The sequence below is a fragment of the Pseudomonas sessilinigenes genome (assembly GCF_003850565.1).
Taxonomy (GTDB): Bacteria; Pseudomonadota; Gammaproteobacteria; order Pseudomonadales; family Pseudomonadaceae; genus Aquipseudomonas; species Aquipseudomonas sessilinigenes.
Map to the genome: position 1 here is coordinate 2,077,303 of NZ_CP027706.1, position 25,448 is coordinate 2,102,750.

Annotated in this window: 25 protein-coding genes; 8 read left to right on the forward strand and 17 right to left on the reverse strand. The window is 62.4% G+C overall.

Annotated elements, in window-relative coordinates:
- Positions 1 to 14: 14 nt before the first annotated feature.
- Complete coding sequence (locus C4K39_RS09840; RefSeq protein ID WP_068577212.1) at positions 15 to 1,754, forward strand: putative bifunctional diguanylate cyclase/phosphodiesterase; 1,740 nt, start codon at positions 15 to 17, stop codon at positions 1,752 to 1,754.
- On the opposite strand, the gene C4K39_RS09845 is transcribed toward C4K39_RS09840, so the two are convergent.
- Positions 1,706 to 2,476 (reverse strand): substrate-binding periplasmic protein, encoded by a 771-nt coding sequence (locus C4K39_RS09845; protein ID WP_068577210.1) that lies wholly within the window; start codon positions 2,474 to 2,476, stop codon positions 1,706 to 1,708. The genes C4K39_RS09840 and C4K39_RS09845 overlap by 49 nt on opposite strands.
- A gap of 138 nt (positions 2,477 to 2,614) precedes the next feature.
- Between C4K39_RS09845 and dnaX the strand changes: the two genes are divergently transcribed.
- The 5 genes from dnaX (at position 2,615) to C4K39_RS09870 (ending at position 8,285) form a co-directional block, all read left to right on the forward strand.
- The gene (gene dnaX / locus C4K39_RS09850; protein WP_124346247.1) at positions 2,615 to 4,723 is read left to right on the forward strand and encodes a DNA polymerase III subunit gamma/tau; all 2,109 of its coding nucleotides are present in this window, start codon (positions 2,615 to 2,617) and stop codon (positions 4,721 to 4,723) included.
- 70 nt (positions 4,724 to 4,793) lie between these two features.
- On the forward strand, positions 4,794 to 5,132 hold the full coding sequence (locus tag C4K39_RS09855; protein WP_031321305.1) for a YbaB/EbfC family nucleoid-associated protein: 339 nt from the start codon (positions 4,794 to 4,796) through the stop codon (positions 5,130 to 5,132).
- 198 nt (positions 5,133 to 5,330) lie between these two features.
- Complete coding sequence (gene curA, locus C4K39_RS09860; protein ID WP_124346248.1) at positions 5,331 to 6,374, forward strand: NADPH-dependent curcumin/dihydrocurcumin reductase; 1,044 nt, start codon at positions 5,331 to 5,333, stop codon at positions 6,372 to 6,374.
- Positions 6,375 to 6,431: 57 nt separating this feature from the next.
- A complete protein-coding gene (recR, locus tag C4K39_RS09865; protein WP_068577202.1) occupies positions 6,432 to 7,034 on the forward strand; it encodes a recombination mediator RecR in 603 nt (200 codons plus the stop codon).
- Positions 7,035 to 7,136: 102 nt separating this feature from the next.
- A complete protein-coding gene (locus C4K39_RS09870; RefSeq protein ID WP_124346249.1) occupies positions 7,137 to 8,285 on the forward strand; it encodes an acyl-CoA dehydrogenase family protein in 1,149 nt (382 codons plus the stop codon).
- A 129-nt stretch (positions 8,286 to 8,414) separates the two neighbouring features.
- Here C4K39_RS09870 and C4K39_RS09875 read toward each other — a convergent pair whose 3' ends face one another.
- Positions 8,415 to 8,963 (reverse strand): adenine phosphoribosyltransferase, encoded by a 549-nt coding sequence (locus C4K39_RS09875; protein ID WP_022643316.1) that lies wholly within the window; start codon positions 8,961 to 8,963, stop codon positions 8,415 to 8,417.
- Between the two features lie 82 nt (positions 8,964 to 9,045).
- Positions 9,046 to 9,780 carry a fumarate/nitrate reduction transcriptional regulator Fnr gene (gene fnr / locus C4K39_RS09880; RefSeq protein WP_022643317.1) on the reverse strand — a complete coding sequence of 245 codons (735 nt, stop codon included), beginning with the start codon at positions 9,778 to 9,780 and terminating at the stop codon, positions 9,046 to 9,048.
- Positions 9,781 to 9,933: 153 nt separating this feature from the next.
- On the opposite strand from fnr, the gene C4K39_RS09885 reads away from it, so the two are divergent.
- Positions 9,934 to 10,413, forward strand: coding sequence for a hypothetical protein (locus tag C4K39_RS09885; RefSeq protein ID WP_124346250.1), 480 nt, complete (start codon positions 9,934 to 9,936; stop codon positions 10,411 to 10,413).
- Here C4K39_RS09885 and hemN read toward each other — a convergent pair.
- The 14 genes from hemN to ccoN (C4K39_RS09955) all read right to left on the reverse strand — a co-directional run bounded on the left by hemN (position 10,410) and on the right by ccoN (C4K39_RS09955) (position 24,639).
- Positions 10,410 to 11,792, reverse strand: coding sequence for an oxygen-independent coproporphyrinogen III oxidase (gene hemN, locus C4K39_RS09890; RefSeq protein ID WP_124346251.1), 1,383 nt, complete (start codon positions 11,790 to 11,792; stop codon positions 10,410 to 10,412). The genes C4K39_RS09885 and hemN overlap by 4 nt on opposite strands.
- Positions 11,793 to 11,910: 118 nt before the next feature.
- Entirely contained in the window at positions 11,911 to 12,594 is a 684-nt protein-coding gene (locus tag C4K39_RS09895; protein WP_068588089.1) for a sulfite exporter TauE/SafE family protein, read from the reverse strand.
- Complete coding sequence (gene ccoS, locus C4K39_RS09900; protein WP_068588092.1) at positions 12,587 to 12,817, reverse strand: cbb3-type cytochrome oxidase assembly protein CcoS; 231 nt, start codon at positions 12,815 to 12,817, stop codon at positions 12,587 to 12,589. Before ccoS ends, C4K39_RS09895 begins: the two co-directional genes overlap by 8 nt.
- A gap of 21 nt (positions 12,818 to 12,838) precedes the next feature.
- Positions 12,839 to 15,289, reverse strand: coding sequence for a heavy metal translocating P-type ATPase (locus C4K39_RS09905; protein ID WP_124346252.1), 2,451 nt, complete (start codon positions 15,287 to 15,289; stop codon positions 12,839 to 12,841).
- A gap of 98 nt (positions 15,290 to 15,387) precedes the next feature.
- Positions 15,388 to 15,924 (reverse strand): FixH family protein, encoded by a 537-nt coding sequence (locus tag C4K39_RS09910; protein ID WP_068588105.1) that lies wholly within the window; start codon positions 15,922 to 15,924, stop codon positions 15,388 to 15,390.
- A gap of 11 nt (positions 15,925 to 15,935) precedes the next feature.
- Entirely contained in the window at positions 15,936 to 17,351 is a 1,416-nt protein-coding gene (gene ccoG, locus C4K39_RS09915) for a cytochrome c oxidase accessory protein CcoG (RefSeq protein ID WP_124346253.1), read from the reverse strand.
- A gap of 355 nt (positions 17,352 to 17,706) precedes the next feature.
- Positions 17,707 to 18,684: a cytochrome-c oxidase, cbb3-type subunit III gene (gene ccoP, locus C4K39_RS09920; protein WP_068588102.1), complete on the reverse strand. Its 978-nt coding sequence runs from the start codon at positions 18,682 to 18,684 to the stop codon at positions 17,707 to 17,709.
- Positions 18,681 to 18,866 carry a CcoQ/FixQ family Cbb3-type cytochrome c oxidase assembly chaperone gene (locus C4K39_RS09925; protein ID WP_025128824.1) on the reverse strand — a complete coding sequence of 62 codons (186 nt, stop codon included), beginning with the start codon at positions 18,864 to 18,866 and terminating at the stop codon, positions 18,681 to 18,683. The genes ccoP (C4K39_RS09920) and C4K39_RS09925 overlap by 4 nt, the downstream gene beginning before the upstream one ends.
- A 5-nt stretch (positions 18,867 to 18,871) precedes the next feature.
- Positions 18,872 to 19,480 (reverse strand): cytochrome-c oxidase, cbb3-type subunit II, encoded by a 609-nt coding sequence (ccoO, locus tag C4K39_RS09930; protein ID WP_011060240.1) that lies wholly within the window; start codon positions 19,478 to 19,480, stop codon positions 18,872 to 18,874.
- The gene (ccoN, locus tag C4K39_RS09935) at positions 19,480 to 20,922 is read right to left on the reverse strand and encodes a cytochrome-c oxidase, cbb3-type subunit I (RefSeq protein ID WP_124346254.1); all 1,443 of its coding nucleotides are present in this window, start codon (positions 20,920 to 20,922) and stop codon (positions 19,480 to 19,482) included. The genes ccoO (C4K39_RS09930) and ccoN (C4K39_RS09935) overlap by 1 nt, the downstream gene beginning before the upstream one ends.
- 495 nt (positions 20,923 to 21,417) lie before the next feature.
- A complete protein-coding gene (gene ccoP, locus C4K39_RS09940) occupies positions 21,418 to 22,365 on the reverse strand; it encodes a cytochrome-c oxidase, cbb3-type subunit III (RefSeq protein WP_124346255.1) in 948 nt (315 codons plus the stop codon).
- Entirely contained in the window at positions 22,362 to 22,592 is a 231-nt protein-coding gene (locus C4K39_RS09945; protein ID WP_068587738.1) for a cbb3-type cytochrome oxidase subunit 3, read from the reverse strand. The genes ccoP (C4K39_RS09940) and C4K39_RS09945 overlap by 4 nt, the downstream gene beginning before the upstream one ends.
- Before the next feature lie 3 nt (positions 22,593 to 22,595).
- Positions 22,596 to 23,204, reverse strand: a complete 609-nt coding sequence (gene ccoO, locus C4K39_RS09950; protein WP_068587740.1) for a cytochrome-c oxidase, cbb3-type subunit II — start codon at positions 23,202 to 23,204, stop codon at positions 22,596 to 22,598.
- Between the two features lie 10 nt (positions 23,205 to 23,214).
- A complete protein-coding gene (gene ccoN, locus C4K39_RS09955; RefSeq protein ID WP_068595880.1) occupies positions 23,215 to 24,639 on the reverse strand; it encodes a cytochrome-c oxidase, cbb3-type subunit I in 1,425 nt (474 codons plus the stop codon).
- Between the two features lie 99 nt (positions 24,640 to 24,738).
- Between ccoN (C4K39_RS09955) and C4K39_RS09960 the strand changes: the two genes are divergently transcribed.
- Positions 24,739 to 25,434, forward strand: a complete 696-nt coding sequence (locus tag C4K39_RS09960) for an alpha/beta family hydrolase (protein WP_068587889.1) — start codon at positions 24,739 to 24,741, stop codon at positions 25,432 to 25,434.
- The last annotated feature ends 14 nt before the right edge of the window (positions 25,435 to 25,448 follow it).

Consider the following 25,448-nt stretch of genomic DNA (forward strand, 5'->3'; position numbering starts at 1 on the left):
AGTGAGTTCGACTCATGGATGAGAAATACCGCAGGGCCGTCGATGCCGCCGCCATTTTTTCCGAGACTGATCTTGGTGGGCGCATCACCTATGTCAACGATCTGTTTTGCCAGGTCTCGGGTTATAGCCGTGAGGAGCTGATCGGTGCGGACCACCGCATGCTCAGCTCAGGGCTGCACCCGCCCGAGTTTTTCGCCGGCTTGTGGCAGGCCATTACGGCAGGGCAGGTGTGGAAGGGTGAGATTTGCAATCGCACCAAGAACGGCAGCTTGTATTGGGTCGACAGCACCATGGTGCCGCTGGTGGACCAGCGTACCGGACGGGTGGTGCGCTATGTGTCGATTCGTTTCGATGTCAGTGAAAAGCGCCAGCTGCTGCACTCCCTGCAGTGGCGGGTCGGGCATGACGTACTCACCGGGTTGCCCAATCGCGCTTTTCTCTCCGACCGGTTGCACCAGGCCCTGGAGTTCTCCCGCCAGCAAGACATTCCCCTGGCCGTCTGCATGCTCGATCTGGATGGCTTCAAGGCTGTCAACGACGGCTACGGGCATGCCTGTGGCGATCTGTTGCTCGTGGAGGTGGCCGCGCGCTTGCGTTCGATCATCCGTGGCGAGGACGTGGTGGCTCGCCTGGGCGGCGATGAGTTCGTGCTGATCCTGCGCTATGTGCGCGACATGCTGGAACTGCGTTCTGCGTTGCGGCGAGTGCTGGCCACCATTTCCGAGCCGTATTCGATCCAGGGCAAGGACATCAACGTCTTTGCCAGCATCGGCGTTACCTTGTTCCCTACGGACAATCATGACGCCGATACCTTGCTGCGCCATGCCGACCAGGCCATGTACGTGGCCAAGCAAAGTGGCCGCAATCGCTTCCATCTGTTCGATGTGTTGCGCGACCGCGAGGTGATGGTCACCTATCAGACTGTCGAGCAGGTGCGCCTGGCCCTGGATGCCGGCCAGCTGCATTTGTATTTCCAGCCCAAAGTGAACATGCGCAGCGGTGCGGTGGTGGGGTTCGAGGCCATATTGCGCTGGCAGCACTCGCAGCGCGGGATGCTGGGGGCCCATGAGTTCTTGCCGCAGGTGGAGGAGACCGACCTGATCGTCGACATCGGCGAGTGGGTCATGGACCGGGTGATGCTCCAGTTGCAGAGCTGGCAGGCCGCCGGACATGACTGGCCGGTTAGCCTGAATGTCGCGGCCCGGCATTTCCAGCGCAGTGACTTCGTCGAGCGGCTCAAGGGCATGCTCGACCGTTACCCGGATGTTTCGCCCGCTTTGCTGGATCTTGAAATCGTCGAGTCGGTGGCCATCGACAATATCCGCAAGGTCAGCGATTGCCTGGATGCCTGCCAGGGGTTCGGCGTGCAATTCTCCCTCGGAGACTTCGGTACCGGGCACTCGTCCCTCAGTTACCTCAAGCACCTGCGCACCCAGACCATCAAGATCGACCGGGTGTTTGTCCGTGACATGCTCCACGACCAGGACGACCAGGCCCTGGTCCAGGCGATGGTGGGGCTGGCCCGGGCATTCGGGCGCCAGGTGGTGGCCGAGGGGCTGGAGAGCCTGGCGCACGGTGAGCGGCTGATGGCCCTGGGGTGTGAAGTGGCACTGGGCGACTTCATCGCCGCGCCGATGCCCGCCGCTGCCGTGCTGGAATGGGTGCGCGGCTATTGCCCGCCTCGGTCCTGGCGGCGCGAGGGACCTCAGGGGGAAATCGTCGAGGCCTGTTCTCGGGAGGGCGGGGCGACGTAGCGTTCGACAATGCTGTCGATTTCGCCGGATAACTTCATGTGCTGCAACGTATGCAGGATTTTCCGGGCGGGTACGCTTGGATCGCTGCGTATGTGGCAGCCCACCGCTTGATCCTGGACCACCGCCACGCTGTACAGAGGGTTGCCATCTGCCTGGGTCCTGTTGAACCACTCCAGGGTCCACTGGCTGGCGATGGCGTAGCGATAGCGGCCAACCACCAGTTTTTGCAGCACTTGTTCTTCGTTGCGAGCATCGTCGCGAATCAGCAGGTTGGCGTCGAACAGCGGTTGTAGCGGTGTGTAGGTATAGCTCAGGACCGTGCCGATGCGTTGGCGGGAAAGCTCCTCGAGCCTGACGGCCGCTGGAATCGCGCTGGCGCTGACCAGTACGTTGCGTTGCTGGAACAGCGGCACGCTCCACAGGTCGTCCGTCGACGGGGTCGGTAGCCAGGCCTGGGCGACATAGCAGCGGACGTCGACTTCGCCCTGGGCCATGGCTTTTTGCATCCGCGCCCTGGCCAGGACGTGGAACTCGGCCTGCGCGCCCAGATGCTGGGCCAGGCGGCCCATGGTGTCGTAGAGGATGCCTGTACTGGGCTGGCCGCCATCGATGGCGACGGCCGGCATCGTCCAGCTGTCGGCAATGGCGAAGCGCAGGGTCGGCGCGGCGGCTTGCAGGTTGCTACTGAGGAGTAGAAGCAGGGCGCCCCAGGTCAAACGCATACGGTCTCCAGGGTAACGGCTGTCGAGCAATCCTTGGCAAAATGCAGCTTAGACAGATTAGGCGAGCGCGCCGGATGCAATTTCGCCCTTGCTCCGCTAGCATTACCGGCTTCCGCTTTCCAGTTGCGACGGTTTTCGATGAGTTATCAGGTTCTTGCACGTAAATGGCGTCCGCGCTCGTTCCGCGAAATGGTCGGCCAGACCCATGTGCTCAAGGCTCTGATCAATGCCTTGGACAGCCAGCGGCTGCACCACGCCTATCTGTTTACCGGCACCCGCGGGGTGGGCAAGACCACCATCGCGCGGATCATTGCCAAATGCCTGAATTGTGAAACAGGCATCACTTCCACCCCGTGCGGCACCTGTTCGGTGTGCACCGAGATCGACGAAGGCCGTTTCGTCGACCTGATCGAGATCGACGCCGCGAGCCGGACCAAGGTCGAGGACACTCGCGAACTGCTGGACAACGTGCAATATGCCCCGAGTCGTGGACGCTTCAAGGTCTACCTGATCGACGAAGTGCACATGCTTTCCAGCCATTCGTTCAACGCCTTGCTCAAGACCCTCGAAGAGCCGCCGCCCTACGTCAAGTTCATCCTGGCGACCACCGACCCACAGAAGCTGCCGGCGACCATTCTGTCCCGCTGCCTGCAGTTCTCCTTGAAGAACATGACCCCGGAGCGGGTGGTCGAGCACTTGAGCCATGTCCTGGGCGTGGAGAACGTGCCGTTCGAGGACGACGCCCTGTGGCTGCTGGGCCGTGCTGCCGACGGTTCGATGCGCGACGCCATGAGCCTCACCGACCAGGCCATCGCCTTTGGCGAGGGCAAGGTCATGGCGGCGGATGTGCGCGCCATGTTGGGTACCCTCGATCACGGCCAGGTCTATGATGTGCTCCACGCGCTGATCGAGGGCGATGCCAAGGCTCTCTTGGAGGCGGTGCGCCACCTCGCGGAGCAGGGGCCGGACTGGAACGGCGTGCTCTCGGAGATCCTCAATGTGCTGCACCGGGTGGCCATCGCCCAGGCGCTGCCCGATGGCGTCGACAACGGCCACGGCGATCGCGAGCGAGTGCTGGCGCTGGCCCAGGCCCTGCCGGCCGAAGACGTACAGTTCTATTACCAGATGGGCCTGATCGGCCGCCGCGACCTGCCCCTGGCGCCGGACCCGCGTGGCGGTTTCGAAATGGTCCTGTTGCGGATGCTGGCCTTCCGGCCAGCGGACAGCGCGGATGCACCGAGACAGCCGCTAAAGCCGGTGGGGATCAGCCAGGCCACAGTTGATTCCGCCCAAGCCGTGGCGGAGCCAGCAGCGGTTGTGCCTGCTGCCGCGCCTGTGGCCAGTGTCCCGGTCGCTCCCGCTCCTGCTGCGGAGCCGGTAGCCGAGCCGGCCGCTGTGCCAACACCAATACCTGCGCCAGCACCCGAGCCGGTCCCGGCCTTGATCGAAGCCGAGCCAGAGCCCGAACCGGCACAGGCCGAAGAAGTGGTCGACCTGCCGTGGAACGACCCGGTGGAGCCGCCGCTGGAACAACAGCCGGCGGTGGAGCCGATGCTGGATGTCATCGCCGAACCACCCGCGTTGCCAGCGGTCCTGACCCCGGTGCCGGACAGCGTGGTGCCAGACATCCCGGAATGGGCCAGTGCGCCGATGCCCGAGCCGAGCGTGGCCGAGGTGGATGCCGCGACCCCGGGGAGCGACCTGGACGACGAGCCGCCGCTGGACGAGGACTACATCGAGCCGGACATGGACTCGGCCTACAGTTACCTCGATGAACTGGCCAGTGAACACATCGCCGAGCCGGCCCCGGAACCCGAGCCGGAGCCCGCCGCCATGCCGGCCACCGGCCTGGCCCTGGAGTGGCTGGAACTGTTTCCGAAGCTGCCTATTTCCGGCATGACTGGCAGTATTGCTGCCAACTGCACCTTGATCGCCGTGGATGGCGACCAGTGGCTGTTGCACCTGGACCCGGCCCATAGCGCGCTGTTCAACGCTACCCAGCAACGCCGTCTCAACGATGCCTTGAACCAGTACCACGGGCGTACGCTGAGCCTGAACATCGAGCTGATCAAGCCCGAGCAGGAAACCCCGGCCCAGGCCGCATCCCGGCGTCGTGCCGACCGTCAGCGCGAGGCGGAGGAGTCGATCCATGGCGATCCGTTCATCCAGCGGATGGTCCAGGAGTTCGGCGCAGTGGTGCGCCACGATACCATTGAACCTGTCGAGGCCCCGGCCGCGCAGGGTTGAGCATTTAACTTAAAGGGCGCCGGCCAAGGGCCGGGCGCCGTTTCCATCACCATACTTTGAGGTAATTCCCATGATGAAAGGTGGCATGGCCGGCCTGATGAAGCAGGCGCAGCAGATGCAGGAAAAGATGGCCAAGATGCAGGAAGAACTGGCCAACGCCGAAGTCACCGGCAAGGCCGGTGGCGACATGGTCAGCGTAGTCATGACCGGCCGTCATGACATCAAGCGCGTGAGCATCGACCCGAGCCTGCTGGAAGGCGTCAGCGACGACGATCGCGAAGTGCTGGAAGACCTGTTCGCCGCCGCGGTGAACGACGCCGTGCGCAAGATCGAAGCCAACAGCCAGGAAAAGATGTCCGGCATGACCGCTGGCATGCAGCTGCCTCCGGGCATGAAGCTGCCTTTCTGATTCGCTGCGGCGTATCGGATTGCAACGAACAATGCCAGGCCTGGAGCCTGGCATTTTTTTGCCCGTCGATTGGCCCGGCAGGGGTTGAAACGGCCACTGTGCAGCTGCGGCCAGCGGCACAAACATCGAACACTGGTGCCTGGCCACGGTCTGCACCCTATACAGTCTTGTCCATTCATCGATAACGGAGTGTCTGTGATGCCGCAAACAATGACCCTCAATCAGCGTGTAGTACTGGTGTCGCGCCCCCAGGGCGCGCCGGTTCCGGAGAACTTTCGCCTGGAGCGGGTGGCGCTGCCGGAGCTGGCGGACGGCCAGGTGCTGCTCAAGACCCTGTACCTGTCCCTGGATCCCTATATGCGTGGACGCATGAGCGATGCGCCATCCTACGCGGCGCCGGTGGAGATCGACGAAGTCATGACCGGTGGTGCCGTGAGCCGGGTCGAGCGTTCGCTGAACCCCAAGTTCCAGGAAGGTGACCTGGTGGTGGGCGCCACCGGTTGGCAGAGCCACTGCATCAGCGATGGGCGCAACCTGGTGCCCGTGCCGGCGGGCTTGCCCAGCCCGTCCATGGCCCTGGGGGTGCTGGGCATGCCCGGCATGACCGCCTACATGGGGTTGATGGACATCGGCCAGCCCAAGGCCGGGGAGACCCTGGTGGTGGCCGCGGCATCCGGGGCGGTGGGTTCGGTGGTGGGGCAGGTGGCCAAGCTCAAGGGGTTGCGGGTGGTGGGAGTCGCCGGTGGGGCCGACAAATGCCGCTACGTGGTGGAGGAGCTGGGCTTCGACGCCTGTATCGATCATAAGAGCCCGGAGTTCGCCGACGAGCTGGCCCAGGCCTGCTTCAAGGGCGTGGATATCTATTTCGAGAACGTCGGCGGCAAGGTGTTCGATGCGGTACTGCCGTTGCTCAATGCCAAGGCACGCATTCCCTTGTGTGGCCTGATTGCCCAGTACAACGCCCAGCAATTGCCGGCGGGGCCGGATCGCCTGCCGTTGTTGCAGCGCAGCCTGCTGACCAAGCGGGTGCGGATCCAGGGGTTCATCGTGTTCGACGACTACGGTGACCGCCAGCCGGAATTCATCAAGGCCATGGCGCCTTGGGTGCGTGAGGGCAAGGTCAAGTTCAAGGAGGATGTGGTCGAAGGCCTGGAGCAGGCGCCACAGGCCCTCATCGGACTGCTGGAGGGGCGCAACTTCGGCAAGCTGGTGGTCAAGGTCGCCACGGACGGGAGCATTTGACGCTACCCCGAGGCGCGGGTATAAACCGCGTCTCGTCGTTTTGTCGGACCCTTGCCCATGAGCTTCAGCCCCCTGATTCGCCAACTGATCGATGCCCTGCGCACCTTGCCCGGGGTGGGGCAGAAAACCGCCCAGCGCATGGCCCTGCAACTGCTCGAGCGTGATCGCAGCGGTGGCCTGCGCCTGGCCCAGGCCCTGAGCCAGGCCATGGAGGGCGTGGGGCATTGCCGCCAGTGCCGGACCCTGACCGAAGACGAGCTCTGCCCGCAGTGTGCTGACCCACGCCGCGACGACAGCCTGCTGTGCGTGGTCGAGGGGCCGATGGACGTCTACGCGGTGGAGCAGACCGGCTATCGCGGTCGCTATTTCGTGCTCAAGGGGCATCTCTCGCCCCTCGACGGCCTGGGGCCGGAAGCCATCGGCATCCCTCAGTTGTTGGCGCGAATCGAAGAGCAGGGCACCTTTAGCGAAGTGATCCTGGCGACCAACCCCACGGTGGAAGGCGAAGCCACCGCCCACTACATCGCCCAGCTGTTGATCGATAAAGGCCTGATCACCTCGCGTATCGCCCACGGCGTGCCCCTGGGGGGCGAGCTGGAGCTGGTGGACGGCGGCACCCTGGCCCATTCCTTCGCCGGGCGCAAACCCATCACCCTGTAACCCGATCCGTCTGCCGGATCGCTGGCGGACGGTTGCTTGCGCTCTCTTGAAAACCAAGCAAGCGCTTGGTAAGTTCCTCCGACCCTTCAGAGGAGCTTGCCGATGTCTGCCTGCCAGGAATACTTCGATCCCAGCCACCAACTGATCCGCGACAGCGTACGACGTTTCGTCGAGCGCGAGATCCTCCCCGAGATCGAGCAATGGGAGGAAGCCGAGAGCTTTCCCCGTGAGCTGTATCTCAAGGCCGGCGCGGCCGGCATCCTTGGCATCGGCTACCCGGAAGCCCTGGGAGGCAGCCACGAAGGCGACTTGTTCGCCAAGGTCGCTGCCAGCGAGGAGTTGATGCGTAGCGGCTCCGGAGGCCTGGTGGCGGGCCTGGGGTCACTGGATATCGGCTTGCCGCCCATCGTCAAGTGGGCGCGTCCCCAGGTCCGCGAATGGGTCGCGCCCCTGGTGCTGTCCGGAGAGAAGATTTGCGCCCTGGCGGTGACCGAGCCGGGCGGCGGTTCCGACGTGGCCAACCTGCAGACCCGCGCAGTGCGCGATGGTGATCACTATCGGGTCAGCGGCAGCAAGACGTTCATTACCAGTGGCGTGCGCGCCGACTTCTACACCGTGGCTGTGCGTACCGGCGAGCCGGGCTATGGCGGCATCAGCCTGTTGCTGATCGAGAAGGGCACGCCCGGTTTCACCGTAGGCCGGCAGTTGAAGAAAATGGGTTGGTGGGCGTCCGATACCGCCGAGCTGTTCTTCGAGGACTGCCGGGTGCCGGTGGGTAACCTGATCGGTGTGGAGAACATGGGGTTCGCCTGCATCATGGGCAACTTCCAGAGCGAACGCCTGGCCCTGGCGCTGATGGCCAACATGACCGCACAACTGGCCCTGGAGGAAAGCCTGAAATGGGCACGCGAACGCGAGGCGTTCGGCAAGCCGGTGGCCAAGTTCCAGGTGATCAAGCATCGGCTGGCGGAAATGGCCACGGCCGTGGAGGTGTCCCGGGAGTTCACTTATCGCCAGGCGGCCAAGATGGCTGCCGGCAACAGCGTGATCAAGGAAATCTCCATGGCCAAGAACCTGGCGACCGATACCGCCGATCGCATCACCTATGACGCGGTGCAGATCCTCGGAGGCATGGGCTACATGCGTGAGAGCCTGGTTGAGCGCCTCTATCGCGACAATCGCATCCTGTCCATCGGCGGCGGCACCCGCGAGGTGATGAACGAGATCATCAGCAAGCAGATGGGGCTCTAGCCGGGTTTGGGAATCACCAGCGGGCCTGTCGTGGGCTCTACCAATGTGTCGGATTGCACCATGGCCAGCCAAGGGGCGGCGCGGCTGATGAGCTGAGGCGCCGTCCCGGGGAAGGGACGGCAGGCCGGATCAGCGCTCGGTCAGGGAAAACTGGGTCAGGCAGAAGGTCGGGATGCCCATGTCTTGCAGTTTCTGCGATCCGCCCAGTTCCGGCAGATCGATGATGGCTGCAGCTTCATGGATCTTCGCACCCATGCGCCGTACCAGGTTGGCGGCGGCGATCAGGGTGCCACCGGTGGCGATCAGGTCATCGAACATCAGTACCGAGTCGCCTTCGCACAGGCTGTCGGCATGGACCTCGAGGAACGCTTCGCCGTATTCGGTCTGGTAGCCCTCGGCCAATACATCCGCTGGCAGCTTGCCCTGCTTGCGAAACAGGATCAGCGGCTTGTTCAGCTGGTAGGCGATGATCGAACCGATCAGGAACCCTCGGGCGTCCATGGCGCCGATATGGCTGAAGTCTTCCTCGACATAACGCTGGGCGAAACTGTCGGCCACCAGGCGCAGGGCCCGTGGAGACTGGAACAGGGGGGTGATGTCGCGGAAGATCACGCCCGGCTTCGGGAAGTCGATGACGGGGCGGATCAGGGATTTGATGTCGAAGGAGTCGAAGGCCATCTGCAGGTGTCCTGGCGGGCGAAATAAGCCGCGCCAGTATACCCGCGACCGAGCCGCTTGGCTCAGTCGCTGCGCGCGTGGATCAGGCGTCCACCGAGCCGCCGGCCAGGGCACAGAGCTGGATTGGGTCGAGGATGTGCACTTCCTTGCCCTCGGCCGCAATCAACTCGTTCTGCTGGAAGCGGGTGAATACCCGGGACACGGTTTCCACCGCCAGGCCCAGGTAGTTGCCAATCTCGTTGCGTGACATGCTCAGGCGGAACTGGTTGGCGGAAAAGCCCCTGGCACGGAAACGGGCCGACAGGTTCACCAGGAAGGTGGCGATACGCTCGTCGGCGGTCTTCTTCGACAGCAGCAGCATCATCTGTTGATCGTCACGGATTTCGCGGCTCATGACCCGCATCAACTGGCGACGCAGCTGGGGCAACTGCAATGCCAGCTCATCCAGGCGCTCGAAGGGGATTTCGCAGACCGAGGTAGTTTCCAGGGCCTGTGCCGAAACCGGATGGCTCTCGGTGTCCATGCCGGACAACCCCACCAGTTCGCTGGGGAGGTGGAAGCCGGTGATCTGCTCTTCGCCGCTGTCACTGAGGCTGAAAGTCTTCAGGGCGCCCGAGCGGACGGCATAGACCGAGTCGAAGCCATCACCCTGACGGAACAGGAATTCGCCTTTTTTCAATGGGCGGCCACGTTTGACGATTTCGTCCAGCGCGTCCATGTCTTCCAAATTCAGGGAAAGTGGCAGGCAGAGAGGGGCCAGGCTGCAATCCTTGCAATGGGCCTGGTTATGAGCGCGCAGTTTAACTGGCTCGGACATTCTAGAATCCTTGTGGGAAAGCACACATAAGCCGTAAGGGTAACTCACGGGGGGATGTTCCGGCCAGTCCGTGCCGTGTTCACGATCAGTCGTAAAGCAATCCTTTAATAGGTCGATAGCCTGTTAACAAAAGCAACTTGGAGATTTTGGGTTATGTCGTCCGTTGGCGGTATTACTAATGGCAACAATAACTTGCAGCTTTTTTCAGAGTCCTCGAAAACCAATGATGGCGATGAACTAAGTGATTCTCCGTTAGTTGTCGGACCTGCAGGCAGGGAGGGCGTCAAAGTGTCGCTGTCTGGTGCGGGATTGAAGAAATCCTCCAGTGTTGCTGGGCGCGACAGTGATATCGATGAAAGTGGCCTGCCGCAAAGTGTTAAACAGATCCTCAAGATGATCAGGAAATTGCAACAACAGATTTCAGAGAAGCTTGCCGAGCTTCAGGCGGTCATGGCCGACAAGCGCCTGAGCCCCGAGGAAGCCAAGGTCCGGATCGGCAGCCTGCAATCGGACCTGGCGATGCTCAACGGCGGCCTGCTGAGCGCCAACGCTTCCCTGGTCAAGGCCATGAGGCAGGAGGGCCTGACTCCCGAGCAGGTGATGAAGGCGTCCGCGCTGCTCATGAAGTCCTAGATCACCCGGGAAAAACGCTGGCGATTCTGCTGGCCTAGGTAGGCATCGAAAACCATGCATACGGAACGCACCAGCAAGCGTCCTGCTGGCAGAACCTTGATCGCTTCAGCATCGAGTTCGATCAGGCCGTCGTCGGCCATTCCCTGAAGTTCTGGCCAAAGTTCATGGAAGTAACCACGAAAGTCGATATTGAAAGCATGTTCGATATCTTCGAACTTAAGACTAAAGTTGCATATCAGTTGTTGAATAATTTCACGGCGCAGACGATCGTCGGCATTACAGACCAAGCCGCGACTAGTGGCTAGTTGGGCGCCTGCCAAAGCGTTTTGATAGTGCGTCAGGTCACTGCTGTTCTGGCAGTACAGATCGCCGATCTGGCTGATGGCCGATACGCCAAGTCCAATCAAGTCGCAATGGCCGTGAGTGGTGTAGCCCTGGAAGTTGCGTTGCAGGGTCGACTCTTCCTGAGCAATCGCCAGCTCGTCATCGGGCAAGGCGAAATGGTCCATGCCGATGTAGCGATAACCGGCAGCGGTCAACTGCTCGATACTGCGTTGCAGCATCTGCAATTTCTCCGCGGGTGCCGGCAGTTCGGTGCTGCTGATCCGGCGTTGCGGCATGAAGCGCTCCGGCAGATGGGCATAGTTGAACACCGAGAGCCGATCGGGTTGCAGGCTGATCACTTCATCCACGGTGCGGGCGAAGTTTTCCGGGGTCTGCTTGGGCAAGCCATAGATCAGGTCGATGTTGATGGAGCGGAATTGCAGGGTGCGAGCCGCCTCGATCACTGCCCGGGTTTCCTCCAGGCTCTGCAGGCGGTTGACCGCTCGCTGCACGGCCGGATCCAGGTCTTGCAGGCCGACGCTGACTCGGTTGAAGCCCAACTCGCGCAGCAGGCCCATGGTCGACCAATCGGCCTCACGGGGGTCGATCTCGATGCCGTAGTCGCCGGAGTCGTCATCAAGCAGGTTGAAGTGCTTGCGCAGCAAGGCCATCAGCTGGCGCAGTTCATCATGATTGAGAAAGGTCGGGGTGCCACCGCCGAAGTGCAGCTGTTCGACCCGCTGGTTGGGGGCCAGGTGGCAGGCGATCAACTGCATCTCCTGTTCCAGCCGTTGAAGGTAGGGCAGGGCACGGCTGCGGTCCTTGGTAATGACCTTGTTGCAGGCGCAGTAGTAGCAGATGTTGGCGCAGAACGGGATGTGCACGTACAGCGACAGCGGGCGCTGGGCCTTGCGGCTGTCGCGCAGGGCGTGCAGCAGGTCGAAGGCGCCGACCTGGCTGTTGAATTGCACAGCGGTCGGGTACGAGGTGTAGCGTGGGCCCGCCAGGTCGTAGCGGCGGATCAGATCTGTGTCCCAACGAATGGCGTCGAGCATGCGGGAATTCCCCCGGATAGGCTGGCAATGCTCGCGAGTCTAGGGGGTAGGGGCTGAAGCCATCTTGATTTGTATCAAGGGTGTTCCCAGGCGGCTGGGGTAGCGCTTCGCGAAGGCTTCAGTGGCCCATCAACCAGTGCTGGTGTGGACCTGGCAGGGTCCAGATACCAAAGAGGATGACCAGCAGGCCGCCGGCCAGGCGCACGCTACGGCGGCGCAACAGGGCCGTGACCCGCTCCGCCGCCAGGCCGGTAGCCAGCAGGACCGGCCAGGTGCCGAGGCCGAAGGCCAGCATCAGCAGGGCGCTGTCCAGGGCATTGCCCTGGCTCGCCGACCATAGCAAGGTGCTGTACACCAGGCCGCAGGGTAGCCAGCCCCAGAGTGCGCCCAACAGCAGGGCACGGGGTAGGCTGGAGACCGGTAGCAGGCGGTTGGCCACTGGCTGTATGTGTCGCCACAGCCCCTTGCCCAGGCCCTCGATGCGGGTCAGGCCGCTCCACCAGCCAGCCAGGTACAGGCCCATGGCGATCAGCAGCAGCCCGGCGAGTGTGCGCATGAACAGTGCCAGCGGGCTATTGGCTACCGCCCAGCCTGCCAGCCCCAGCAGCAGGCCGGCCAGGGCATAGCTGCCAATGCGTCCCAGGTTGTAGGCCAATAGCAGGCGAAAGCGGCGGCTGCGTTGCTCCTTGGGAATGGCCAGGGTCAGGGCGCCCATCAGGCCGCCGCACATGCCCAGGCAGTGCCCTGCGCCCAGGAGCCCTAGAATCAGCGCCGAGACCAGGAGTGGAGCCAGTTCAAGCATGAGGTGGCTCCGGCTTCTTGAGGCTGTCGGCGTCTTGCGCGACCTGGTTCTTGGCCTGGTCGACCGCGGCGGTATGGCTGGGGTCTTGGTCATCGAACAGGATGCTGTGGGCTGGACCGTCCAGATCATCGTACTGACCGCTATCGACGGCCCAGAAGAAGATGTAGATGGCGATGGCCACGATCAGCAACGCGGCCGGGATCATCACGTAGAGAGCAGGCATCTGGACTCCAGGCCCGGCGGCTTAGGCCGGCAGCGGGCGGGTTGTTGGGGCGTCGGCGCTGTCGGCCTGGCGCGGCATGCGGGTCAGGCGCAGGGCGTTGAGCACCACGGTCAGGGAACTGATGGACATGCCGACCGCCGCCCATACCGGAGTGATCCAGCCAAGGGCGGCGAATGGCAGCATCAGGCCATTGTACAGCCCGGCCCACAGCAGGTTCTCGATGATTACCCGGCGCGTCCGGCGTGCCAGGCTGAAGGCTTGCACCAGGGCGTCGAGGCGGTTGGACAGCAGTACCGCGTCGGCGCTGGTCTTGGCCAGGTCGGTGGCCGAACCCATGGCCACGCTGATATCGGCGGCGGCCAGTACCGGCACGTCGTTGACCCCGTCGCCGAGCATCAGCACCTTGCGTCCCTGCTGGTGCAACTGTTGCAGGACCTGCAGTTTGTCGTCCGGGCGCAGGCCGCCACGGGCCTCGTCGATCTGCAGTTGGGCGGCAACGCTGGCGACCATCGGCGAGCTGTCTCCGGATAGCAGCAGGGTGTGCCAGCCGCGAGCCTTGCAGGCCGCTACCAGCGCTGGTGCGTCGCTACGCAGCCGATCATCGAGCACCAGCCAGGCCAGGGCGCCCTGTTCGTTACCCAGTAGTAGCCATTGACCGGCCTCATCAGGCATCGGCGGAACCGGGCAGCCACTGAGCTCACAGACGAATGCTGGTTGGCCGATGCGCAGGCGCTGGTTTTCCACCAGGCCCTCCAGGCCCAGGCCTGGGCTGCTGGTGACTTCTTCGGCGGCCACTGGTGCGCGGCCGAAAGCCCGGGCGATAGGGTGCTCCGAACGATTCTCCAGGGCCGCGGCCAGGCTCAGGCATGCGTCGCTGGACAGCTCTCCCAGCGGGCGGATGGTGCGTAAGGCCAGGCGTCCCTCGGTCAGGGTGCCGGTCTTGTCGAAAATCACTGTATCGATCTGGTTCAAGCCTTCGAGCACATGGCCGCGGGTCAATAGCAGGCCAAGCTTGTGCAGGGTGCCGGTGGCGGCGGTGAGGGCGGTCGGGGTCGCTAGGGAGAGTGCGCAGGGGCAAGTCGCCACCAGCATCGCCAGGACGATCCAGAATGCCCTTGGGGCATCCAGTTGCCACCACAGCAGGCCAATGGCGGCGGCTGCGATCAAGGACAGCAGGAGAAACCACTGTGCCGCGCGATCGGCGATTTCCGCCAGGCGCGGCTTCTCGGCCTGGGCCCGGTCCAGCAAGCGCACGATGGCGGACAAGCGGGTGTCCTGGCCCAGCGCCAGGACTTCGACGGTCAACGCGCCTTCGACATTCAGGGTGCCGGCGGTGACGGTATCGCCCTGGCTACGTGGTTGTGGCAGGTACTCGCCAGTGAGCAGCGACTCGTCGACGCTCGACTGGCCGTCGAGGATCTTGCCGTCTGCCGGCAGGACCGCACCAGGATGCACCAGCACCCGGTCGCCCAGGCGCAGTTCGCTGAGCAGGATGCGTTCGCTCTGGCCGTTCGTGTCCAGGCGCAAGCAGGAGGCCGGTAGCAGATTGACCAGTTGCGCGGTGGCCGCTGCGGTTCGTTCCCGGGCCCGGCGTTCCAGGTAGCGGCCAGCGAGGAGGAACAGGGCGAACATGCCCACCGCGTCGAAGTACAGCTCGCCCACTCCGCTGATGGAAGTCCAGATGCCCGCCAGGTAGGCGCCGCCGATGGCCAGGGAGACCGAGACGTCCATGGTCAGGTGGCGAGTGCGCAGGTCACGCATCGCACCCTTGAAGAACGGCGCGCAGCTGTAGAAGACGATAGGCGTGGTGAGGAATAGCGCGACCCAGCGCAGGATGGTGTGCAGCTCCGGGCTCAGGTCGATGTTGAACTCCGGCCAGGTGGCCATGGTTGCCATCATTGCCTGGAACCAGAGCAGGCCCGCTACTCCCAGCTGGCGCAGGGCCAGGCGATTTTCCCCGGCCAATTGCTCAGAGGCCTTGTCCGGTTGATAGGGATGAGCGGCGTAGCCGATATGCCGCAGTTGGGCGAGCAGTTGGCTCAGTGGCAGCTCGCTGTCGGCCCAGCTCACATGCAGGCGGTGATTGGACAGGTTCAGGCGGGCCTCGGCCACCGCTGGCAGGCTGCGCAGGTGCTTCTCGATCAACCAGCCACAGGCGGCGCAGCTGATGCCTTCCATGAGCAGGGTGGTCTGCGCCAGTTCGCCCTCATGGCGGACGAAGGGTTGTTGCACATCGGCGCGATCGTACAGCGCCAGTTCGTCCACCAGTTGTACCGGCAAGGCCTCGGGGTTGGCCGAGGCTTCGCTGCGATGGCTGTAGTAATGCTCCAGGCCGCCGGCGACTATCGCCTCCGCGACCGCCTGGCAACCCGGGCAGCAGAACTCCCTGGATTCGCCGAGCACGACGGCGGTGAACCGGCTGCCGGGAGGAACCGGCAGGGCGCAGTGGTAGCAAGGCAGTGGCGTGGTCATCGGCAGTCTTTTGGCTCTGGGAAAAACTCATCGCCGGCCAGTCGACTCCTGCCCGGGGGCAGGGAGGCGTCAGGCCGGCGATGTATGGCGGGTGTCGATCAGTTCAGGTCTTCAGCACCTTGCAGGGGCTCGTCGCCCAGCAGCAGGTCCTTGTCATGGCTGACCTGTTCTTCTTCGAACATGCGCCAGGTCTTGTCGCCTTCGACGCCCAGCAACTCGACGAAGCGCCGACCTTCGACCTGGTCGTTGACCTGCCCGATGTAGCGGCCATGCTCGGTCTCGCTACGGGTCAGGACGATCTTGCGGTCTTTTTCCGGCTGGGTCGGGGAGATCAGGTTCAGCTCGAGAGTCTTGGGCTGGCTGTTGCCGCTCAGGCGCAGCTCGACTTCGCCGGTCAGTTCGTCAAGGTGCACGCTGGCGCGCATCTTCAGGGTCTGGGCCAGCAGTTCGCGATCCAGGGAGCGGTTGATGCCTTTGCCGGCCTCGTAGTAGTTGTCGTTGACCAGGTTGTCCGGGTTGTTCACGGCAATGGTCACCATGGACAAGGTCAGGGTGACCGAGCAGGCGAGGATGCCGATGATGATCCAGGGCCAGAGGTGCTTGTACCAGGGGTTTGTGGCAACGGCTGTAGGCATGGTCATTTCTCTTAACGAATTTGTGGGCCGATGAATCGGCTCTTGGCTTCGATCTGGACGCTGTCATCATCGATGTCCTTGAGGATGAATTTCACCTCGTTGGTGGTCGATGGCAGTTGGTCCGGAGCGATCGACAGCTCCGCTGGCATGCTGACGATGTCGCCAGCCACCACGTGGATTTCGCGCTTGCTCTGCAGCTTCAGGTCCGGCAGGCCGGTGGCGTCCAGTACATAGGTATGGTCGCGCTGGTCCTTGTTCATGATCTTCAGGCTGTAGACGTTCTCGATCCGGCCTTCGGCGTTCTCGCGGTAAAGGACTCGGTCCTTGCTGACGTCGAAGCCCACCAGGGAGCGCATGAAGAACGCGGTGACCAGCAGGCTGATCATGGCCAGCAGCACCAGGGCGTAGCCGATCAGGCGCGGACGCAGTTTATGGGTTTTCTGCCCCGAAAGGTTGTGTTCGGTGGTGTAGCTGATGAGCCCGCGAGGGTAGTCCATCTTGTCCATGATGCTGTCGCAGGCGTCGATGCAGGCCGCGCAGCCGATGCACTCGATCTGCAGGCCGTCGCGGATATCGATACCGGTCGGGCAGACCTGGACGCACATGGTGCAGTCGATGCAGTCGCCCAGACCCTGGGCCTTGTAGTCGGCGCCTTTCTTGCGTGGGCCGCGGCCTTCGCCACGGCGTGGGTCGTAGGACACGATCAGGGTGTCCTTGTCGAACATCACGCTCTGGAAGCGGGCGTAGGGGCACATGTAGATGCACACCTGCTCACGCAGCCAGCCGGCGTTGCCGTAGGTGGCCAGGGTGAAGAAGCCGACCCAGAAATATGACCAGCCATCGGCCTGGCCGGTGAAGAAGTCGATGACCAGTTCGCGGATCGGCGAGAAGTAGCCGACGAAGGTCATGCCGGTGACGAAGCCGATCAGCAACCAGAGGCTGTGCTTGCTGAACTTGCGCAGGAACTTGTTGGCGCTCATCGGCGCCTTGTCCAGCTTGATGCGCTGGTTGCGGTCACCTTCGGTGACCTTTTCGCACCGCATGAAGATCCAGGTCCAGACGCTCTGCGGACAGGTATAGCCGCACCAGACACGCCCGGCGTAGACGGTGATGAAGAACAGGCCGAAGGCCGCGATGATCAGCATGCCCGATAGCAGGATGAAATCCTGGGGCCAGAAGGTGGCGCCGAAGATGAAGAACTTGCGTTCCGGCAGGTTCCACCAGACGGCCTGGTGGCCTCCCCAGTTGAGCCAGACGGTGCCGAAATACAGCAGGAACAGGCCGGCTCCGCCCACCATCCGCAAGTTGCGGAACAGGCCGGTGAAGGCGCGGGTGTAGATTTTTTCCCTGGAGGCGTAGAGGTCGACGCTTTTGCTGGCGTTTTTGGCAGGAGGGGTTACATCGTGTACAGGAATCTGATTGCTCATCATTGCATCCCACGGCAGTGGAAAAACGCCTCGGTCAGTACGTGCCGACCGGGGTCAGAAGGGTGTTGCAGTGGCGCAATGATACGCCTCTAGCTCCGTTGCAATGGTGCGACCTTTGGTCGCGTTGGGGGAAATCAATCGATGGTGTAGTGACCTGAATCAATTGACTTGTGGAGTATGGACTGTTTTGTTCCCGGTGCCTTTCGAATCTTGCACGGAGCAGCCAATGGCGCGGGGCAATTGTTGGTTCGGACGATTGTCCAGGTCGATGTCGGATAAGGGCAGCGCTTGAATAAAAACGGCCCCGCCAATGTGCATTGGCGGGGCCGTCGGGTGTTGCCTTCAAGCTTGGCGCTTATTCGGCGTCAGCTTGCTTGGCACCGTGGGACAGGCTGTAGACATAAGCGGCCAGCAGGTGAACCTTGTCATTGCCTTGCAGTTGTTCCTGGGCAGGCATCACGCCCTGGCGACCGTGGCGAATGGTCTGCTGCAGCTGCGCAAAGCTCGAGCCGTAGATGAACGCTGCGGGGTGAGTCAGGTTAGGCGCGCCCATGGCTGGGGTGCCCTTGCCTTCCGGACCGTGGCAGACCGCGCAGTTGGCGGCGAACAGCTTCTGGCCATTGGCCGGGTCGGCCTTGATGCCTTCCGGCAGCTTGCGACCATCGAGGTTGGTCAGGACATAGGCGGCAACGTCGCTGACGCCTTGTTCCTTGATCACATCCACCCAGGCCGGCATCACGGCGTGACGACCGCCCATGATGGTGGCCTTGATGGTTTCCGGCTCGCCGCCCCAGCGCCAGTCGGCGTCGGTCAGGTTAGGGAAGCCATAGGCGCCCTTGGCGTCGGAGCCGTGGCAGACCGAGCAGTTGGACGCGAACAGGCGGCCACCCATTTTCAGGGCTTGCGGATCCTTGGCGACTTCCTCGATCGGCATTGCAGCGTACTTGGCGAAGATCGGGCCGAACTTGGCGTCGGAGCGGGCCATTTCCTTTTCCCACTCGTGCACGCCGGTCCAGCCGGACTGGCCGTTGGCGAATGCTGTCTGCTTCTCGTTATCGAGATAGTTGTAGCCCGGCAGGACGCCTTTCCAGTTGCCCAGGCCCGGGTACAGCACCAGGTAACCCAGGGCGAAGACGATGGTGCCGACGAACAGCATGAACCACCATTTGGGCAGTGGGTTGTCGTACTCCTCGATCCCGTCGAAGGAGTGGCCGACCGTCTCGTCGGTCTGCTCGGCGCGCTGGCCCTTGCGGGTCGACAGCAGCAGCCAGGTCAAGGCGAAGATGGTACCCAGACTGAGGACTGTGACGTACAGACTCCAGAACGTAGTCATTCTTTGTTACTCCTAGAAGCTTGCTCGACGTGCTTGATGGCGTCGGGATCATCCGCGAACGGCAGCAAGGTCGCGTCTTCAAACTCGGACTTGCGCTTGGGACTGAATACCCACAGTGCCAGGCCGACGAAGGCCACCATCACGACGAGGGTGCCCAGGCCACGAATCATCCCGATATCCATCTAGATCACCGTTTGCTTTTGATGATGGTGCCCAGGCCTTGCAGATAGGCCACCAGCGCGTCCATTTCGGTCTTGCCCTTCACAGCATCCTTGGCACCGGCGATGTCTTCATCGGTGTAGGGAACGCCGAGCGTGCGCAGGACTTCCATTTTTTTCGCGGTGTCTTTGCCGTCGAGCTTGTTTTCTACGAGGAACGGATAGGCCGGCATTTTCGACTCGGGGACAACGTTGCGCGGGTTGTACAAGTGCGCGCGTTGCCAGTCATCGGAGTAGCGGCCGCCGACGCGGGCCAGGTCAGGGCCGGTGCGCTTGGAACCCCACAGGAATGGGTGATCCCAGACGCTTTCACCAGCGACCGAATAGTGGCCATAACGTTCGGTTTCGGCACGGAACGGACGGATCATCTGCGAGTGGCAGCCGACACAGCCGTTGGCGATGTACACATCACGACCTTCCAGTTCCAGCGCGGTGCGTGGCTTCATGCCTTCCACCGGCTTGTTGGTGACGTCCTGGAAGAACAGCGGGACGATCTGGGTCAGGCCGCCGATACTGACGGCGATGACCATGAAGAAGGCCAGTAGGCCAATGTTCTTCTCGACTACTTCATGCTTCATCAGTGAGCTCCAACTACAGCGATCTGAGCAGCGGCTTCAGCTTCAGCCGGGTTAGAGGCGCGAACGGTGCGGAACACGTTGTACGCCATGATCAGCATGCCGCCGGCGAAGAACGCGCCGCCCAGGGCGCGAACGATGAAGCCCGGGTGGCTGGCTTGCAGCGCTTCGACGAAGGAGTAGGTGAGGGTGCCGTCATCGTTGATTGCACGCCACATCAGGCCCTGGGTGATGCCGTTGACCCACATCGAGGCGATGTAGAGCACGGTACCGATGGTAGCCAGCCAGAAGTGGGTATTGATCAGGCCGATGCTGTGCATCTGCTGACGACCGAAGACTTTCGGGATCAGGTGGTACAGGGCGCCGATCGAAATCATCGCTACCCAGCCCAGGGCGCCGGCGTGTACGTGGCCGATGGTCCAGTCGGTGTAGTGGGACAGCGAGTTGACGGTCTTGATGGCCATCATCGGGCCTTCGAAGGTCGACATGCCGTAGAACGCCAGGGATACCACCAGGAACCGCAGGATCGGGTCGGTGCGCAGCTTATGCCAGGCGCCCGAGAGGGTCATCATGCCGTTGATCATGCCGCCCCAGCTCGGAGCCAGCAGGATGATCGACATGGCCATGCCCAGGGACTGGGCCCAGTCCGGCAGCGCGGTGTAGTGCAGGTGGTGCGGACCGGCCCAGATGTACAGGGTGATCAGCGCCCAGAAGTGCACGATGGACAGGCGATAGGAGTAGATCGGACGCTCGGCCTGCTTGGGTACGAAGTAGTACATCATCCCCAGGAAGCCGGTGGTCAGGAAGAAGCCCACGGCGTTGTGGCCGTACCACCACTGGATCATCGCGTCGGTCGCACCGGCGTAGGCCGAGTAGGACTTGAAGAAGCTGACCGGCAGGGAGGCGTGGTTGACGATGTGCAGCATCGCGGTCACCACGATGAAGGCACCGTAGAACCAGTTGCCCACGTAGATGTGCTTGGTCTTGCGCTTGGTGATGGTGCCGAAGAACACCAGGCCGTAGGTGACCCACACAATCGCCAGCAGGATAGCCAGGGGCCATTCCAGTTCGGCGTATTCCTTGGTGGTGGTGTAACCCAGGGGCAGGGTCACGATGGCACCGACGATCACCGCTTGCCATCCCCAGAAGGTGAAGGCCGCAAGGCTGTCGGAAATCAGTCGCGTCTGGCAGGTTCGCTGCACGACATAGTAAGAGGTGGCAAACAATGCACATCCACCGAAGGCGAAGATCACCAGGTTGGTGTGCAGCGGGCGCAGGCGTCCAAACGTCGTCCACGGCAGACCGAAGTTCAACTCCGGCCATACCAGTTGCGAGGCGATGAAGACACCGAGCCCCATGCCAAGGATCCCCCAGACCACCGTCATGATGGCGAACTGGCGGACTACCTTATAGTTATAAGCAGTCGGACTGATTGCTGTGCTCATTCTAAGGTTCCACGGTTTGGGTGTTTTATTAGGGATAAAAATCGGTCGCAAGTATGGAGAAAGCAGGGGGTCATTGCAACGCGCCATGACCTGCGTCAATGCGTTCCATGCCTGATTCTGCGGCCTTTCCCTATGCCGAGTAGGGACAAAAAATGCCCTCGGACAAAATGTCGCAGCGGGTAAAAAACTCGAGCTATCGAGTTACTTGTAACCGAGTGTGTTGAAGCCCATTGATCAACTGACAGGTGGTCATCGAGTCGACAGCCGGTATAAACCAGCCCTTACGGCCTGTCATCGGACAAAAGCTTTCGAATGTCACGAATGGATCGGTCAGCGAGCGATCTGTGCCAGCCTATTTGCGAATAAGCCTAGACCTGATTCGGATCGGTGCAAACGTGGCGGGGGAGGAGGGTGCGACACTTGGTCGCAAAGAAGCAGAGGGGAAGTTTGAAGCGGCAAGCTGCAAGTGAAGACTCGCAGCTTGCCGTTGATCTTTTACTTGTCGCTTGCAGCTTGAGGCTTGTTGCTGCTGTTGTGGGACAGGCTGTAGACGTAGGCTGCCAGCAGTTGCACCTTGTCATTGCCGAGCAGTTCGCTCTGCGCAGGCATGTGACCCTGGCGACCGTGGCGGATGGTCTGTTGCAACTGGGCCAGGCTGGTGCCGTAGATGAAGCCGGCTGGTTGGGTCAGGTCAGGCGCGCCCATGATGGCGGTGCCCTTGCCATTCGCACCGTGGCAAGCCACACAGGTGGTGCTGAAGGCTTGCTGGCCGGCTACCAGGTCGGCGTCGTTATCGGCTGGCAGCGGCAGGCCGGCCAGTTCATGACGTACATAGGCAGCGACGTTCTTCACCCCGTCTTCCTTGAGCACTTCACCCCAAGCCGGCATGGCGGCCATGCGGCCGCCCATGATGGTGGCCTTGATGGTGTCGGCATCGCCGCCCCAGCGCCAGTTGTCGTCAGCCAGGTTGGGGAAGCCGAAGGCACCCTTGGCGTCGGAGCCGTGGCAGACCGAGCAGTTGGAGGCAAACAGGCGTCCGCCCATTTTCAGCGCTTGTGGGTCCTTGGCCACTTCTTCAACGGGCATGGCAGCGAATTTGGCGAAGATCGGACCAAACTTCACGTCCGCCTTGGCCATTTCCTTTTCCCATTCCTTGTTCTGGGTCCAGCCGTCCTCATAGCCCGGCAGGACGCCTTTCCAGTTGCCCAGGCCCGGGTAGAGGATCAGGTAGCCCACGGAAAATACCAGGGTGCCGGCGAACAGCAGGAACCACCATTGCGGCAGGGGGTTGTCATACTCCTCGATGCCATCGAACGCGTGCCCCATGGTCTGGTCCACGCTGCCCTTGGTTTCACCCTTGCGGGTGCCGACCAGCAGCCAGGTCAGGCCGATCAGGCTGCCGATGGTCAGTACGCAGATCCACGTACTCCAGAAGGTGGTCATGGCCGAATGCTCCTTGTTACAGGCTCTTGAGGTTGAGCGTCATCTGATGGTTGACCGGCGTGCGCCGTGCCCGGTGCCGGATCGTCGGCGAAGGGCAGCAAGCGTGCCTGGGCAAACTCGGGGTTGCGTTTGGCGTTGAAGACCCAGATCGACAGGCCGACAAAGGCGATCATCACCACCAGGGTCCCGAGCCCGCGGATCATGCCGCTATCGAGTTCAAAACCCATGGCTCACCTCTTGCTCTTGATCGAAGTGCCAAGCACTTGCAGGTAGGCCACCAGGGCGTCGATTTCAGTCTTGCCCTTGAGCGAGGCGGTGGCACCGGCGATGTCTTCGTCGGTGTAAGGCACGCCCAGGGTGCGCATGACCTTGAGCTTGGTTTCGGTATGGCTGCTGTCCACCGGAGCGGTCACCAGCCATGGGTAGGCCGGCATCTTCGACTCGGGCACGACGTTGCGCGGGTTGTACAGGTGCGCACGGTGCCAGTCATCGGAGTAGCGGCCGCCGACACGGGCCAGGTCCGGACCGGTACGCTTGGAACCCCACAGGAATGGGTGGTCCCAGACGCTCTCACCGGCTACCGAATAGTGGCCGTAGCGCTCGGTCTCGGCGCGGAAGGGGCGGACCATCTGCGAGTGGCACTGTACGCAGCCTTCGCGAATGTAGATGTCGCGGCCTTCGAGTTGCAGCGCGGTATAGGGCTTCATGCCTTCCACCGGCTTGTTGGTGACGTCCTGGAAGAACAGCGGGACGATCTGGGTCAGACCGCCGATGCTCACCGCGAAGATCATCAGCAGCATGAGCAGGCCGACGTTTTTCTCAATCGTTTCGTGTTTCATGGCGGACTCCTCAGGCCATCTGCGCTGCAGCGTTGACTTCGGCTGGCACCGCGGCACGCACGGTGCGCCAGGTGTTGTAGGCCATCAGGAGCATGCCGCTGAGGAAGATCGCACCACCTACCAGTCGTACGATGAAGCCTGGGTGGCTGGCCACCAGGGTTTCGACGAAGGAGTAGGTGAGGGTGCCGTCTTCGTTGACCGCACGCCACATCAGGCCCTGGGCGATACCGTTGACCCACATCGAGGCGATGTAGAGCACGGTGCCGATGGTTGCCAGCCAGAAGTGGGTGTTGATCAGGCCGATGCTGTGCATCTGCTCGCGGCCGAAGACTTTCGGGATCAGGTGGTACAGGGCGCCGATGGAGATCATCGCTACCCAGCCCAGGGCGCCGGCGTGTACGTGGCCGATGGTCCAGTCGGTGTAGTGGGAGAGTGCGTTGACGGTCTTGATGGCCATCATCGGGCCTTCGAAGGTCGACATGCCGTAGAACGCCAGGGATACCACCAGGAACCGCAGGATCGGGTCGCTGCGCAGCTTATGCCAGGCCCCCGAGAGGGTCATCATGCCGTTGATCATGCCGCCCCAGCTCGGAGCCAGGAGGATCAGCGACATGACCATGCCCAGGGATTGGGCCCAGTCCGGCAGTGCGGTGTAGTGCAGGTGGTGCGGACCGGCCCAGATGTACAGGGTGATCAGTGCCCAGAAGTGCACGATGGACAGGCGATAGGAGTACACCGGGCGCTCGGCCTGCTTGGGCACGAAGTAGTACATCATCCCCAGGAAGCCTGCCGTCAGGAAGAAGCCCACGGCGTTGTGGCCGTACCACCATTGCACCATGGCGTCGGTCGCACCGGCATACAGCGAGTAGGACTTGGTCAGGCTGACTGGCACCTCCAGGTTGTTGACGATATGCAGGATGGCCACAGTGATGATGAAGCCACCGAAGAACCAGTTGCCGACATAGATATGCTTGGTTTTACGCTGGGCCAGGGTGCCGAAGAACACGATGGCATACGCGACCCAGACAATGGTGATCAGGATATCGATCGGCCATTCCAGTTCGGCGTATTCCTTGGAGCTGGTGTAGCCCAGTGGCAGGCTGATAGCCGCCAACAGGATCACCAGTTGCCAGCCCCAGAAGCAGAACGCGGCGATCTTCGGCGCGAACAGGGTGGTCTGGCAGGTACGTTGTACCGAATAGAACGAGCTGGCGAACAGTGCACAGCCACCGAAAGCGAAAATCACCGCGTTGGTGTGCAAGGGCCGCAGGCGACCGAAGCTGGTCCACGGTAGATCGAAGTTAAGTTCGGGCCACACCAACTGGGCTGCGAGAAAAACCCCGAGCCCCATGCCGACGATGCCCCACACCACCGTCATAATGGCGAATTGGCGGACCACCTTGTAGTTGTAGGCGGTACTGATAGAAGTGTTCATGGTTCCCCATCCACGGTTCAGCTGAAGTGAAAGCGACTGCGCGAGGCGGTATGCGTCCACTTCGTCTGGAGTTATAGGCAGACTAAAAGCGAGGCAAGCATGAGCAATGAGCACAAGGCCAGTATTGACGGGGATCAATGGGGGCAGTGCGTGCAGGACCGGGGCTGGCTGTGGGAGACCGCTTGTGGCGTCGTGCCGCAGGAGGCGCCGACGCTGATCCTGGCGCATGGCGCCGGTGCACCAATGGACAGCGCGTTCATGGGCGATATTGCCGTACGCCTTGCCAGGCATGGCGTGAATGTCTTGCGTTTCGAATTTCCATACATGGCGCAACGACGCCTCGATGGTGGCAAGCGCCCTCCCAACCCGGCCCCCAAACTCTTGGAGTGCTGGCGTGAGGTGTATGCCGCGGTGCGACCTTATGTCACCGGAAGGTTGGCGGTCGGAGGCAAGTCCATGGGGGGACGCATGGCCAGTTTGCTGGCCGATGAGCTACAGGCCGATGCCCTGGTCTGCCTGGGGTATCCCTTCTATGCCGCTGGCAAGCCCGAGAAGCCACGGGTGGCGCATCTGGCGAGCCTGGCCACGCCAACGCTGATCGTGCAGGGGGAGCGCGATGCCCTGGGCAATCGCCAGGCGGTGGAGGGCTACGCGTTGGCGCCAAGCATCGAGCTGTGCTGGTTGTCGGCGGCAGATCATGACCTAAAGCCCCTGAAGGCATCCGGACATACCCACGAAGAGCATCTTGAGTCCACGGCATGCCGGGTCGCTGGATTCCTCCGGGGGCAGGGGTAAGGATTGTCGGGCAA

Bases quoted from the DNA above. Each gene is read 5' to 3' on its own strand.
- C4K39_RS09945 (WP_068587738.1), bottom strand. From the start codon at position 22,592: ATGGGTTTTGAACTCGATAGCGGCATGATCCGCGGGCTCGGGACCCTG.
- curA (WP_124346248.1), top strand. From the start codon at position 5,331: ATGCCGCAAACAATGACCCTCAATCAGCGTGTAGTACTGGTGTCGCGC.
- hemN (WP_124346251.1), bottom strand. From the start codon at position 11,792: ATGCTCGACGCCATTCGTTGGGACACAGATCTGATCCGCCGCTACGAC.
- C4K39_RS09845 (WP_068577210.1), bottom strand. From the start codon at position 2,476: ATGCGTTTGACCTGGGGCGCCCTGCTTCTACTCCTCAGTAGCAACCTG.
- ccoG (WP_124346253.1), bottom strand. From the start codon at position 17,351: ATGAGCAATCAGATTCCTGTACACGATGTAACCCCTCCTGCCAAAAAC.
- C4K39_RS09870 (WP_124346249.1), top strand. From the start codon at position 7,137: ATGTCTGCCTGCCAGGAATACTTCGATCCCAGCCACCAACTGATCCGC.
- dnaX (WP_124346247.1), top strand. From the start codon at position 2,615: ATGAGTTATCAGGTTCTTGCACGTAAATGGCGTCCGCGCTCGTTCCGC.
- ccoP (WP_124346255.1), bottom strand. From the start codon at position 22,365: ATGACCACCTTCTGGAGTACGTGGATCTGCGTACTGACCATCGGCAGC.
- C4K39_RS09855 (WP_031321305.1), top strand. From the start codon at position 4,794: ATGATGAAAGGTGGCATGGCCGGCCTGATGAAGCAGGCGCAGCAGATG.
- C4K39_RS09875 (WP_022643316.1), bottom strand. From the start codon at position 8,963: ATGGCCTTCGACTCCTTCGACATCAAATCCCTGATCCGCCCCGTCATC.
- ccoO (WP_011060240.1), bottom strand. From the start codon at position 19,480: ATGAAGCATGAAGTAGTCGAGAAGAACATTGGCCTACTGGCCTTCTTC.
- C4K39_RS09895 (WP_068588089.1), bottom strand. From the start codon at position 12,594: ATGCTTGAACTGGCTCCACTCCTGGTCTCGGCGCTGATTCTAGGGCTC.
- recR (WP_068577202.1), top strand. From the start codon at position 6,432: ATGAGCTTCAGCCCCCTGATTCGCCAACTGATCGATGCCCTGCGCACC.
- C4K39_RS09905 (WP_124346252.1), bottom strand. From the start codon at position 15,289: ATGACCACGCCACTGCCTTGCTACCACTGCGCCCTGCCGGTTCCTCCC.
- C4K39_RS09925 (WP_025128824.1), bottom strand. From the start codon at position 18,866: ATGGATATCGGGATGATTCGTGGCCTGGGCACCCTCGTCGTGATGGTG.
- ccoN (WP_124346254.1), bottom strand. From the start codon at position 20,922: ATGAGCACAGCAATCAGTCCGACTGCTTATAACTATAAGGTAGTCCGC.
- C4K39_RS09960 (WP_068587889.1), top strand. From the start codon at position 24,739: ATGAGCAATGAGCACAAGGCCAGTATTGACGGGGATCAATGGGGGCAG.
- C4K39_RS09885 (WP_124346250.1), top strand. From the start codon at position 9,934: ATGTCGTCCGTTGGCGGTATTACTAATGGCAACAATAACTTGCAGCTT.
- ccoS (WP_068588092.1), bottom strand. From the start codon at position 12,817: ATGCCTGCTCTCTACGTGATGATCCCGGCCGCGTTGCTGATCGTGGCC.
- fnr (WP_022643317.1), bottom strand. From the start codon at position 9,780: ATGTCCGAGCCAGTTAAACTGCGCGCTCATAACCAGGCCCATTGCAAG.
- ccoP (WP_068588102.1), bottom strand. From the start codon at position 18,684: ATGACTACGTTCTGGAGTCTGTACGTCACAGTCCTCAGTCTGGGTACC.
- ccoO (WP_068587740.1), bottom strand. From the start codon at position 23,204: ATGAAACACGAAACGATTGAGAAAAACGTCGGCCTGCTCATGCTGCTG.
- C4K39_RS09910 (WP_068588105.1), bottom strand. From the start codon at position 15,924: ATGCCTACAGCCGTTGCCACAAACCCCTGGTACAAGCACCTCTGGCCC.
- ccoN (WP_068595880.1), bottom strand. From the start codon at position 24,639: ATGAACACTTCTATCAGTACCGCCTACAACTACAAGGTGGTCCGCCAA.
- C4K39_RS09840 (WP_068577212.1), top strand. From the start codon at position 15: ATGGATGAGAAATACCGCAGGGCCGTCGATGCCGCCGCCATTTTTTCC.